At 58.6% G+C, this 11,044-nt stretch carries 11 protein-coding genes; 5 read left to right on the top strand and 6 right to left on the bottom strand.

What is annotated here, in order from left to right; all coding sequences use genetic code 11:
* Positions 1 to 44: 44 nt before the first annotated feature.
* Both gor and rpiA read right to left on the bottom strand, forming a co-directional pair.
* A complete protein-coding gene (gene gor, locus ACR0KC_RS00350; RefSeq protein ID WP_170393558.1) occupies positions 45 to 1,403 on the bottom strand; it encodes a glutathione-disulfide reductase in 1,359 nt (452 codons plus the stop codon).
* Positions 1,404 to 1,532: 129 nt separating this feature from the next.
* A complete protein-coding gene (gene rpiA, locus ACR0KC_RS00345) occupies positions 1,533 to 2,318 on the bottom strand; it encodes a ribose-5-phosphate isomerase RpiA (protein WP_480771347.1) in 786 nt (261 codons plus the stop codon).
* Between the two features lie 167 nt (positions 2,319 to 2,485).
* Here rpiA and ACR0KC_RS00340 point away from each other — a divergent pair, with 167 nt between their 5' ends.
* From ACR0KC_RS00340 to ACR0KC_RS00325, 4 genes are read left to right on the top strand one after another with little or no spacing between them, the layout of a single operon-like run.
* Positions 2,486 to 3,187, top strand: a complete 702-nt coding sequence (locus ACR0KC_RS00340; protein WP_170393562.1) for a glutathione S-transferase family protein — start codon at positions 2,486 to 2,488, stop codon at positions 3,185 to 3,187.
* 1 nt (position 3,188) lies between these two features.
* Positions 3,189 to 4,562 (top strand): L-serine ammonia-lyase, encoded by a 1,374-nt coding sequence (locus ACR0KC_RS00335; RefSeq protein ID WP_170393564.1) that lies wholly within the window; start codon positions 3,189 to 3,191, stop codon positions 4,560 to 4,562.
* A 27-nt stretch (positions 4,563 to 4,589) separates the two neighbouring features.
* The gene (locus ACR0KC_RS00330) at positions 4,590 to 5,006 is read left to right on the top strand and encodes a GFA family protein (RefSeq protein ID WP_480704468.1); all 417 of its coding nucleotides are present in this window, start codon (positions 4,590 to 4,592) and stop codon (positions 5,004 to 5,006) included.
* 45 nt (positions 5,007 to 5,051) lie between these two features.
* The gene (locus ACR0KC_RS00325; RefSeq protein ID WP_170563387.1) at positions 5,052 to 5,966 is read left to right on the top strand and encodes a DMT family transporter; all 915 of its coding nucleotides are present in this window, start codon (positions 5,052 to 5,054) and stop codon (positions 5,964 to 5,966) included.
* On the opposite strand, the gene ACR0KC_RS00320 is transcribed toward ACR0KC_RS00325, so the two are convergent.
* Positions 5,911 to 6,618 carry a thiamine diphosphokinase gene (locus ACR0KC_RS00320; RefSeq protein ID WP_480704466.1) on the bottom strand — a complete coding sequence of 236 codons (708 nt, stop codon included), beginning with the start codon at positions 6,616 to 6,618 and terminating at the stop codon, positions 5,911 to 5,913. The genes ACR0KC_RS00325 and ACR0KC_RS00320 overlap by 56 nt on opposite strands.
* 120 nt (positions 6,619 to 6,738) lie before the next feature.
* Between ACR0KC_RS00320 and ACR0KC_RS00315 the strand changes: the two genes are divergently transcribed.
* Positions 6,739 to 8,412: a hypothetical protein gene (locus tag ACR0KC_RS00315; protein ID WP_480704464.1), complete on the top strand. Its 1,674-nt coding sequence runs from the start codon at positions 6,739 to 6,741 to the stop codon at positions 8,410 to 8,412.
* A 98-nt stretch (positions 8,413 to 8,510) separates the two neighbouring features.
* Here ACR0KC_RS00315 and ACR0KC_RS00310 read toward each other — a convergent pair whose 3' ends face one another.
* The 3 genes from ACR0KC_RS00310 to ACR0KC_RS00300 form a co-directional block, all read right to left on the bottom strand.
* Positions 8,511 to 9,218 (bottom strand): porin family protein, encoded by a 708-nt coding sequence (locus ACR0KC_RS00310; RefSeq protein WP_480771345.1) that lies wholly within the window; start codon positions 9,216 to 9,218, stop codon positions 8,511 to 8,513.
* Positions 9,219 to 9,297: 79 nt separating this feature from the next.
* On the bottom strand, positions 9,298 to 9,540 hold the full coding sequence (locus ACR0KC_RS00305) for a DUF2842 domain-containing protein (protein WP_170511086.1): 243 nt from the start codon (positions 9,538 to 9,540) through the stop codon (positions 9,298 to 9,300).
* Positions 9,540 to 10,832 carry an adenylosuccinate synthase gene (locus tag ACR0KC_RS00300; RefSeq protein ID WP_170393577.1) on the bottom strand — a complete coding sequence of 431 codons (1,293 nt, stop codon included), beginning with the start codon at positions 10,830 to 10,832 and terminating at the stop codon, positions 9,540 to 9,542. The genes ACR0KC_RS00305 and ACR0KC_RS00300 overlap by 1 nt, the downstream gene beginning before the upstream one ends.
* Positions 10,833 to 11,044 lie beyond the last annotated feature (212 nt).

Raw genomic sequence — 11,044 nt, 5'->3', positions numbered from 1 at the left:
GTGATCACGGGTTCCCTTGTAACGTGTGTGCGCGCGCTTGCAAATCAAGCCGTGCGCACAGGTTGCCGCATTGTCACCAGTTCTTCGGCCATCACCGGATGAACTGCAACCGTACGGTCGAAATCTTCTTTGGTGGCACCCATCTTTACGGCAATTCCGGCAAGTTGGATCATCTCACCCGCGCCCGGCGCAACGATGTGACAGCCGAGTATTTTCCGAGTCTCTTGCGACACGATCAGCTTCATCAGCACGCGCTGTGTGCCTCCTGCAAACGCCTTCTGCATGGGCTTGAATGAGGTCGCATAAACCTCAATCGGTTCCTGTTCCGCAGCCGCTTCCTCGCTGAGGCCCACAGTACCCATTTCCGGCTGGGTAAAGATGGCGGTCGGGATCAGTTCGTGATCAACGGGCGTTGGGTTGCCTTTAAAGACGGTCTCGACAAAGGCCATGCCTTCGCGGATCGCCACAGGGGTCAGGTTCACCCGATCGGTTACATCACCAATGGCAAATATCGAGGGCACGCCTGTCTGGCTGTACTCATCCACGATGATCTCACCCTTGCGACCGCGCGCGACGCCCAAAGCCTCAAGCCCCAGATCATCCGCATTCGGCGCGCGACCCGTGGCATACATCACAACGTCGAACAGCTGCTCGGAGCCATTTGTGGCCTTCACCCAGATTTTGTCGCCTTGCTTTTTCATCTCAAGCACGTTGGTACCCAGATGCAGATCGATCCCGTTCTGGCACATCTCTTCACTGATCAGCCCGCGCGCCTCATCATCAAAGCCCCGCAGAATCTGCGCCCCGCGATAGAACTGAGTCGTTTTGACCCCCATCCCATTCATGATCCCGGCAAATTCACAGGCGATATAGCCACCGCCAACGATCAGCATGGATTCGGGCAGTTCCTCCAGGTGGAAAATCTCATTCGAGGTGATCGCAAGATCGGATCCGGGGAACTCGGGTACAACCGGACGACCGCCCGTTGCGACAAGAATATGCTTGGCCGTCTTCCGGGTACCATCAGCCAGTTCAACCGTATGTGGATCAACGACATGGGCACGCTGGTCGAAACTTTCGACACCATTGTTCTTCAGGATATTGCGGTAGATACCTTCCAACCGATCGAGCTCTGCGTGCAGCTTAACTTTGAAAGTGTTCCAGTTGAACGCACCCGGCTGCATGTCCCAGCCATAAGCCTGCGCGTCCCCAACCGTATCCGCGAACTCGCTAGCGAAAACCATCAGCTTCTTGGGTACACAGCCACGGATCACGCAGGTTCCGCCGTAACGATCCTCTTCCGCCAGAGCCACCTTGGCGCCGTTTTCACCCGCCGCCACCCGTGCCGCGCGAACTCCGCCCGAGCCGCCTCCGATGACGAACAGATCATAGTCAAAGCTCATGTACGAGTTCCTTTTATTCCGCGTGGCCAAAATTCACTGGATATCTGGGCGCAAATCCTGAACTGCCAACCCCTGGCGCGGGAAATAGTGATTTTTCTTCTGCAGTTTATCGCGCTACTTGCCTGATCTTTAGTCCGCCAGATCGGAAAACAGGTTGTCCCCACCGTCACCCAGCATATCGGTCAGGACTGTACCCTCATTGATATCACGCAATTCGACCCGGCCATCGCCATAACCAATGACAACCTTGTCGCAAATATCAATGAACAGCCCATTTTCGACCACACCCGGGATCTGATTCATCACCAGTGCCAGTTGGCGGGCATTGCCGATCCGCTTGAGATGCAGGTCCAGAATGTGATTGCCCTCATCCGTAACCTTGGGTGCCTCACCGTTCATGCGCAAAGTGACCGAGGTGCCCAGCACATCCATTGTGTCCAGCGCCTCTTCAATCAGGGTGCGGGTGGTCTGCCAGCCGAACGGGATCACCTCAATCGGCAGAGGGAATGCGCCCAGCGTCTCAACCTCTTTGCCTGCATCCGCGATCACCACCATCTGATCGCTGGCTGTGGCCACAATCTTTTCCTGCAACAGCGCAGCACCACCGCCCTTGATCAGGTTGAACTCGCCATCAAACTCATCCGCGCCGTCGATTGTCAGGTCCAACCAGCCGGCCTGATCCAGCGAGACGACCTCGATCCCTTCTTCCCGCGCCAATTGCGCCGTCGCGGTCGACGTCGGAACGCCCTTGATTTTCAACCCTCCATCGCGCACCCGTTCACCCAGGCGGCGCACAAACCATGCGGCGGTCGAGCCTGTCCCCAATCCCACACGCATCCCGTCCTGAACAAGATCGGCGGCGCGACAGGCAGCAACGTATTTCGCTTTGTCGATGGGCGACAAGTCTCTGGTCATGGCAGCTTCCCCCAAGAATACTGCCAGACTTATACGGAATGCCCCGCGCAACTGCGAGAGGCAAAACACTTCATACCTGTGCTAACATGTCGCTGAAATACGCGTTTCCGATAGGAAACGTCGCAATCAGCCTCTATTGTGATCGCCAGACCCCCTAGATAGTCGCCATGGAATCGCCATACCGCCTGCACTACGCCCCCGACAACGCCTCGCTGGTGATCCGACTGGCGCTGGAAGAGATGGGCCTACCCTATGAGACCATACTGGTCGATCGCGCCCGTGATGCACAGAATAGTGCGGCGTATCGGGCGTTGAATCCGAACGGGCTGATCCCGGTGCTGGAGACGCCCCAGGGTCCGATCTTCGAGACCGCCGCAATCCTGCTGTGGCTGGCTGATACGCATGGGCAATTAGCCCCGACACAGGTCAGCCCTGATCGGGCGGCATTCCTGAAGTGGCTGTTCTTCGCCTCGAATACCCTGCATGCCGATCTGCGAATCCTGTTCTATGCCGAAAAATACATCGCGGCAGATCAAGCCGATACACTACGCTCCGGCATCCACCCGCGGCTGCGGCAGCACCTGAATCTGCTGGATGCTCAAGCCCAAAAAGCGCCCGACTGGTTCAGTGCTGATCACCCTTCAGTCCTGACGATATATGTCGCCTGCATGATGCGCTGGATGGCGCTTTATCCCGCTAAGGCGGACCGCAGCTGGTATCAACTCGCCGACACGCCTTATCTGCAAAAAATCCTGATGCAGCTAGAATCAAACCCGTCGACCCGCGCAGCTATTGCCGCCGAGGGGCTGGGGGTCACTCCCTTCACCTCGCCGACCTACGCCAACCCTCCAGAAGGCTCAGCTACCTGATATGTTTCTCTCTGTCTTCGATATGTTCAAGGTGGGCATCGGCCCATCTTCTTCCCACACCATGGGTCCGATGGTGGCCGCCGCACGATTCCTTGACCTGATGCGCGCCTCACCGTTCGAGTTTTCGGGCCTGCGCGGCTCGTTGCACGGCTCGCTGGCCTTTACCGGCGTCGGCCACGCCACCGACCGCGCTACCATTCTGGGCCTCGCCGGGTTTGTGCCTGACACCTATGACAACGACAAGGCCGAAGCCACACTGGCAGCTATCGCAGAATCCCATACGGTGACACCCGAAGGCCTGCCGACGCTGAGCTTTGATCCCAAAGCCGATCTGATCTTCGACTACGACAACAATCTGCCCGGTCATGCCAATGGTATGATCCTGATGGCCACTGACGCACAAGGCGATGTCATCCTGCGTCAGGTCTACTACTCCATCGGTGGAGGATTTGTTCTTACGGAAGAGGAATTGGCCGAAGGCAAGGCAACTGACGAAGGTGCGCCTGTGCCCTTCCCGTTCAAATCCGCCGCCGAAATGCTGCAAATGGCCAAAGACAACGGTAAAAGCATCGCTCAGATGAAGCGCGAAAATGAGATCGCGCGCGGTTGCGCGGATAGCTTTGCCAAAGGCACCGCGCGTCTTTGGCAGGTCATGAATGACTGCATCGAGCGTGGGCTAAAAACGGATGGCATCCTGCCCGGTGGTCTCAGCGTGCGCCGCCGCGCCAAAGGCATTCACGATGCCCTGCTGGCGGAACGCGGCATGAACCTGAATGCCCCGCATACGATCAACGACTGGATGAGCGTCTACGCCATGGCCGTGAACGAGGAAAACGCAGCCGGTGGGCAAGTTGTCACCGCCCCCACAAATGGCGCGGCAGGCGTGCTGCCATCAGTTCTGCGCTATTACCTCGATCACGTGCCCGGCGCGTCCGAAAGCCATATCGAGGATTTCCTGCTGACCGCCGCCGCCATCGGTGGTCTGGTCAAGTTCAACGCTTCGATCTCGGGCGCTGAAGCGGGCTGTCAGGCCGAGGTTGGCAGCGCGTCAGCCATGGCTGCGGCAGGCATGTGCGCCGTGATGGGCGGTACGCCTGAGCAGGTTGAGAACGCCGCCGAGATCGCGTTGGAACATCACCTTGGCATGACCTGCGATCCGGTTGCGGGTCTTGTGCAGGTGCCTTGTATCGAGCGCAACGGCCTGGGTGCGATCAAGGCCGTCTCAGCCGCATCGCTGGCGCTTCGCGGCGACGGCAAGCACTTTATGCCATTGGACGCAGCCATTGAAACGATGCGTCAGACCGGCGAGGATATGCACGAGAAATACAAGGAAACATCTTTGGGCGGGTTGGCCGTCAACGTGCCGAACTGCTGATCTGACAGCAAGAACAAGTGGGGTGACATGCACGGACATTGCCTGTGCGGCAAGATTGGATACGAGGTTGACCCTCCGGTTCTGTCCTGTGTCACCTGCCATTGCGACAGCTGCCGTCGCCAATGCGCCGCTCCGATGACCACCTATTTCGGCGTGCGCGACGGCAATTGGCGCTGGACCGGTGAGCAGCCGAAACGCTTCAATTCCTCACCCGGAGTCGAGCGCAGTTTCTGCCCCCATTGCGGCACGCCGATATCCTTCCGGTCCACGGTGATGTCGGATGTGATGCACCTCTATGTGGCGACGCTGGAAAAACCCGAAGCACTCAGCCCAACCTTGCATGTCGCGCACGAGGAAAAGCTTAGCTGGCTGCAGCTTGGTGACGGCCTGCCCACCTGCATCGGCCCGGATTACACCAAAGTCCAACCCCTGCCCGACACCTGAGATCAGAGCTTCCCCCTGTGCCGCTAAAGCGCTAGCGTCGCGCACATGACTCAGGATCGTCCCGTTCTCGGCATCATATTGATGCTCGGTTTTTGCGTGCTCGCACCGCTGGGTGACGGGATGGCAAAGCTGTTGGGTGAAACCACAGCTTTGGGACTGCTGGTACTGGTGCGGTTTGCTGTTCAGGCGATGATCTTGATCCCACTGATCGCGATGACCGGCAAGCCATGGAAGATGACGCCGCGCGTTTTGCGCCTGACGATGATCCGCACCCTTCTGCACATCATTGGGATCGCAGCGATGTTCACAGCGCTGCAATATATGCCGCTGGCCGATACCGTGGCCATCGCCTTTGTAATGCCCTTCATCATGCTGCTTTTGGGCAAATACGTACTGGGCGAACAGGTCGGCCCCCGACGTCTGGTCGCCTGTGTCGTGGGATTCATCGGCACCTTGCTGGTCATCCAACCCAGCTTTGCACAAGTGGGCGCGCCCGCCTTGCTGCCCCTGATCGTTGCGGTGGTCTTCGCCCTGTTCATGTTGGTTACGCGGCAGATCGCCAAGGAAACAGACCCGGTTGCACTGCAGGCGGTATCGGGGGCCATGGCTACCGTCTTTTTGCTTCCGATTGTCCTGCTGGGTTCCCAGATCGGCCTGCCAGCAATGTCCCTGACCATGCCCACGGCCGAGACGCTCTGGCTGCTGCTGGGGATCGGTGTGCTGGGCACCGTGGCGCATCTGCTGATGACATGGTCTCTGCGCTATGCGCCGTCTGCGACTCTGGCCCCGATGCAATATCTAGAGATTCCGGTCGCCACCCTGATCGGCTGGCTGATCTTCCACGATCTGCCAAACGGGCTGGCCGCGCTAGGCATCGGCATCACCATCGCGGCCGGGCTCTACGTTATCCTGCACGAGCGGGCCAACGCTCGGTCCGGCCCGACTGAAACGCCTGCATGACCTGATCCAACGCCGCGCGCGGCAGGATCGTCAGCAACCCGGGTCCATTGACCTCAAGCGTTAGCGCTCCTAGCGCTCGGTTAGAGGTTCCGACCTGCCCGTCCGGTTCTAGCACCAGATCATCAATCGGCCATTCCAGCCCCTCGCTGCGCCCGGTCACCCGCCGCAGCGGAAACAATGAAACCGTGTCTCCTGCTGTGAGCTCCAGACTGATCCTGGGTGGCGCATGAAAGACAATTTCTCGTGCGCCCAACAGGACACAAGGCCGATCCTGCAACCGAACCAGAGTATTGAACGCCACCAACTGATGATCCACCCGCGCGCCCAGAAATCCTGCTGCCAGCACCACAGGCGCGTCCATATTGCGCAGCGCCTTGTCAAAATCGGTGCTGTTCTGCTCGGATATCTGGAACAACCGATCCTTGGGAATCCGGGCCAGATATTCTGCCGTAATCGAGTCCAAATCGCCGATCACTGCGTCCGGCATCCGTCCCGAATCAATCAACGCAGCCGCACCGCCATCCGCCGCAACGGCAGAATTGACGCGATTTAGCACCAGATTCACATCCTCTGAATAGATTTCGCCCCCACCAAACAGCCCGATTGGCCCGCCAGAGCGAACAATTGCCCCATTTTCCACAAGATTGACCATAATTTCCAGTTTTGGACATAATGAAACCACAAAATGATAGCTTCATGGCTAGAGTTTCGAGTCGGTTGCCCCTGCTGTGTCTGGTAATCGACCTGGTAGTTTGTAAAGGACATGCGTCTGATGGTACAGAACAACAAGGTACTCACCGTTTCATACGGCACCTTCTCGTGCACCCTCGAAGGCTTTGACGATTCATTTGAAACAATGAAGGCGATCGCCGAGTATTTCCGGGACCTTGCAGCGGATGACCGATACTTCGGATCGGAACCTCCTCAGCCTGACGCCGAGATGCTGACCCGGATCGCACAGCGGGACGCCGCACAGAAGGTTGAAGCCAGCCAGAACGAGACCGGCCTGTTGCTGCGCGCAACGGAAACCGCCCCGGTTGCAGCACCGACCCCCGCTGCAATTGCGCCAGCCACAGCACCTGAACCTGTTCAGCCTGTCGCGGATGTTGTTCCCCCTGCTCAGTCTGCTCCGCAATCCGAAGATGCTCCCGCCGCTGACAGCATCGCAGCCAAGCTGCAGCGAATCCGGGCTGTTGTTTCGCATTCCGATGCTGCCCCTGCCGGATACTCTGAAGACGAAGACGTCAGCTATCTGCAGCCCGTGAAGCCAAAGGTCGATGCAATTTCTGCCGCTTTTGAGTCCGGCGCGCTGAGCCCGACCGATCTGGAAGACACGGCCGCGGACGACGCTCCGGCAACGGCCCCGAAGGTCGAACAGCCTGCTGAACCTGAGCAAATGGCAACCATCGCTGAGCTGCCCGTTCAGGACGAAGAACCTATCGCACCTGCCACCAACGAGCAGGACGAAGTCGAACCAGCCCCGATCATCTCACCGGCGATCACTACCGAACTTGAAGACGAGGACGAAGCGCCCGAACAGCCGGCAGCCGATGTCACGGACAAGGACGTATTGTTCTCGGACCTCGACGACGAATCTGAAACTGAAGACGAAGGCCCCTCAAACATCCTGAATGACCAGGACAACACCGACGAAGATGAAACAACACCGGATCTTACCGGCCTCGCCCATGGCGTCATCTCGGCCGAGGATGAGGCGCTGCTGCTTGACGAAATGGCGCTGGTAGAATCCGAGCTGGCGGCAAACACGACGGCTGAGCTGCCCGATATGACGGGTCTGGATCAGGACGTCTCGCGCCTGATGGACGAAGCGGGCGCCCATATGGATGATCCTGCCACCAGCGGCCAGCGCGAAACATATTCTCACCTGCGCACTGCCGTTGCTGCAACCGAAGCAGACCGCGAAGATGGCGCAGACAAATCTCAGACACCCGAGGATGATTATCGCGGTGATCTGGCCTCGGTCGTCAATCCACGCCGACCCGAGATCGAGGTCACCAGTGAACGCCCCACCCCGGATGCTGCCGCACCATTGAAGCTGGTGGCTGAACAGCGGGTGGATACCGAAACGGCTGACACCGGCCCGGTGACACCGCGCCGTGTCACCTCTGCGGACGAGGAATCTGCAGATGAAGAAGGTGGTTTTGCCGCCTTTGCGCAAGAACAGGGTGCCCAATCACTACTCGACCTGCTGGAAGCTGCCGCGGCTTATTTGTCCTTCATCGAAGGTCAGGAACAGTTCTCGCGTCCACAGCTGATGAACAAAGTTCGCTCGCTCAAGCAGGACTCGTTCAACCGCGAAGAAAGCTTGCGCTCATTCGGTCAGTTGCTGCGGGACGGCAAGATCGAAAAGGCCGGAGGTGGCCGTTTCGCCGCCTCAACCCAAATCGGGTTCCGCCCGAACGACGACGAGCGTGCCGCTGGCTGACTCCAAGATTCCCCGATACCCCCTCGAGACAAAATTGGGCCAGAGGAAACTCTGGCCCTTTTTCGTTCCGTGGCTGGCAGCCAAAAAGCCAATCAAGTTCAGAAGTTGAACGCCAGCGCCACGTAAGGGCCGGTCAGGATCAGATCAATCACATCGCGCCCGTCTTCAAACTCAACATCCAGATGGCGATACCCGCCCGCAACGTTGATATTCTCACGCCACTTCCAACTAGCCTGCACCAGCGCTTCCCACTGGAATTCCGAGCCATAACCGAAGCCGCCGATATTGCCCATCGCTGTGAGGCTCCAGCGGTCATTCAGCGCGTAGTTATAGCGTGCGCCGATCAACGGGTCGGTCCAGCTTTGATCTGTGCTGAAGGTGCGATCCAGCACGGTGGTCGAAACATCCAGGTCCCAATGGCGCAGCCCGGCCAACGCTTCCAACCGTGACCGATCATCCTGATAGACCGCATAGCTGGCCGCCAGTGAGACCATCGTGCCCTCAAGATTCCAACTGGCTGCATCGTCAAACCGACCGACCGAGACATCGTCACCCAAATTGAGATAATTGAATTCACCACCAATGGTCCAACGCCCATTTCGGGCCTGGCCAGCGATCAGGAACGCGCCCTTCAGAATGTCGAAGATCGAGGTATCCCCGTTCACCGGCGGGTTTGGTCCCACGTCCAGTGAGGTTCTGAATTCCGGCCCCCAGAAATAAGGCGCAATGGTATAGCGCCAATCATCGGCCTGAGCGCTGCTCGCGATACATGTTGTGGTAACCGCCGCTAATACCCGGTTTTTCATGCCCTATCTGCCTCTGGTTGCCGCGAAAGAAAGTCGCAAACATCGTGCCACGCAGAAGACACCAAGACAATCGGGCGGCTTAGCTTTGATCTTGATCCGGGTCCTCTTTGCCCACCCCGCGGAAGACAAATTTGAACGGCAACGCCCAGACAATGCCAAGCGCGACATATACCAGAAGTTCCAGCCAGACCGGCGGGCGATCCAACCAGTTCACGATTGTCACAACCGCAACGATATAGATGGGGAGCCCGATCAGCAGCAGCACCAATGACCACCGCCGACGTGCCTTATAGCTGAGGCCGGGTTTGTCGTTGCTGCTCATCAATCTGCAAACGGGTCGGTCACCAGAATGGTGTCCTCCCGCTCCGGGCTGGTGGACAAAAGGGCGACCGGACATTCGATCAATTCCTCGACGCGGCGCACGTATTTGATCGCGTTCGCAGGCAAGTCTGCCCAACTGCGCGCGCCTTCGGTGGATTCGCTCCAGCCCGGCATCTCTTCGTAAATCGGCGTGCAACGTGCTTGCTGGTCCGCGGCGGTCGGCAGATAGTCCAGACGATCGCCATCCAGCTCATACCCGACACAAATTTTCAGCGTCTCGAACCCGTCCAACACATCCAGCTTGGTCAGGGAGATGCCGTTCACGCCGCTGGTCGCGCAGGTTTGACGTACCAGACAGGCATCGAACCAACCACAACGGCGTTTGCGCCCCGTCGTGGTGCCGAACTCATGCCCCCGTTCGCCCAGGCGTTGGCCATCTTCGTCGTCTAATTCGGTTGGGAAAGGCCCCTCACCCACGCGGGTCGTGTACGCCTTGACGATGCCCAAAACGAAGTCGATCGAACCCGGCCCAATCCCAACGCCTGTCGAGGCCTGGCCCGCAATCACATTCGACGATGTCACAAATGGATAGGTCCCGAAATCGATATCCAGCAGCGCACCCTGTGCGCCTTCGAACAGGATTCGCTTGCCTGCCTTGCGCTTCTCGTTCAGCACCTTCCACACCGGTGCTGCGAAAGGCAAAATCTGCGGCGCGATCTCTTTCAACTGCGCAATCAACGCGTCACGATCAATAGGTTCCAACCCCAGCCCATTGCGCAGCGCATTGTGATGGACCAAGGCCCGATCGACCCGCAGCGCCAACGTCGCATCATCAGCCAGATCAGCCACCCGGATTACACGCCGCCCGACCTTGTCCTCATAACACGGACCGATCCCGCGACCGGTCGTCCCGATCTTGGCTACCGAATTCTGGCTTTCGCGCGCACGATCCAGCTCGCCATGGAACGGTAGGATCAGCGGGGTGTTCTCGGCAATCATCAGCGTCTCGGGCGTGATATCGACACCCTGCGCGCGGATCGTACCGATCTCTTTGATCAGGTGCCAAGGGTCCAAAACGACCCCATTGCCGATCACGCTCAGCTTTCCACCGCGTACGACGCCCGAAGGTAGCGCATGCAGTTTGTAAACCTCACCCTCAATGACCAGCGTGTGCCCGGCATTATGTCCACCCTGAAAACGCGCGATCACATCCGCTCGCTCACTGAGCCAGTCGACGATCTTGCCTTTTCCTTCGTCGCCCCACTGGGCGCCGACAACAACCACGTTGGCCATATCCGGTCCTTTTGCGCTGAATATTCAAACCCGGCTCATATAGCCGGGCACAGACGGCAGGGAAACCGATATTTCGCCGCAGATACAAATCGTGCTGCGCGCGATGCCTCCGGCGGAGGTGTTTTTGGCCAGATGAAGAGCGGATCCCCTGCTTCATCTGGCCAAAAGTACCTCGGGGGAGTCGCCCGGACGGGCGGCGGGGGCAGCGCCCC

The organism is Ruegeria sp. CF3 (assembly GCF_056537365.1).
This window is presented reverse-complemented; position numbering and strand designations above follow the sequence as displayed.

Bases quoted from the DNA above. Each gene is read 5' to 3' on its own strand.
- ACR0KC_RS00335 (WP_170393564.1), top strand. From the start codon at position 3,189: ATGTTTCTCTCTGTCTTCGATATGTTCAAGGTGGGCATCGGCCCATCT.
- ACR0KC_RS00320 (WP_480704466.1), bottom strand. From the start codon at position 6,618: ATGGTCAATCTTGTGGAAAATGGGGCAATTGTTCGCTCTGGCGGGCCA.
- ACR0KC_RS00315 (WP_480704464.1), top strand. From the start codon at position 6,739: ATGGTACAGAACAACAAGGTACTCACCGTTTCATACGGCACCTTCTCG.
- ACR0KC_RS00300 (WP_170393577.1), bottom strand. From the start codon at position 10,832: ATGGCCAACGTGGTTGTTGTCGGCGCCCAGTGGGGCGACGAAGGAAAA.
- ACR0KC_RS00310 (WP_480771345.1), bottom strand. From the start codon at position 9,218: ATGAAAAACCGGGTATTAGCGGCGGTTACCACAACATGTATCGCGAGC.
- gor (WP_170393558.1), bottom strand. From the start codon at position 1,403: ATGAGCTTTGACTATGATCTGTTCGTCATCGGAGGCGGCTCGGGCGGA.
- ACR0KC_RS00325 (WP_170563387.1), top strand. From the start codon at position 5,052: ATGACTCAGGATCGTCCCGTTCTCGGCATCATATTGATGCTCGGTTTT.
- rpiA (WP_480771347.1), bottom strand. From the start codon at position 2,318: ATGACCAGAGACTTGTCGCCCATCGACAAAGCGAAATACGTTGCTGCC.
- ACR0KC_RS00305 (WP_170511086.1), bottom strand. From the start codon at position 9,540: ATGAGCAGCAACGACAAACCCGGCCTCAGCTATAAGGCACGTCGGCGG.
- ACR0KC_RS00340 (WP_170393562.1), top strand. From the start codon at position 2,486: ATGGAATCGCCATACCGCCTGCACTACGCCCCCGACAACGCCTCGCTG.
- ACR0KC_RS00330 (WP_480704468.1), top strand. From the start codon at position 4,590: ATGCACGGACATTGCCTGTGCGGCAAGATTGGATACGAGGTTGACCCT.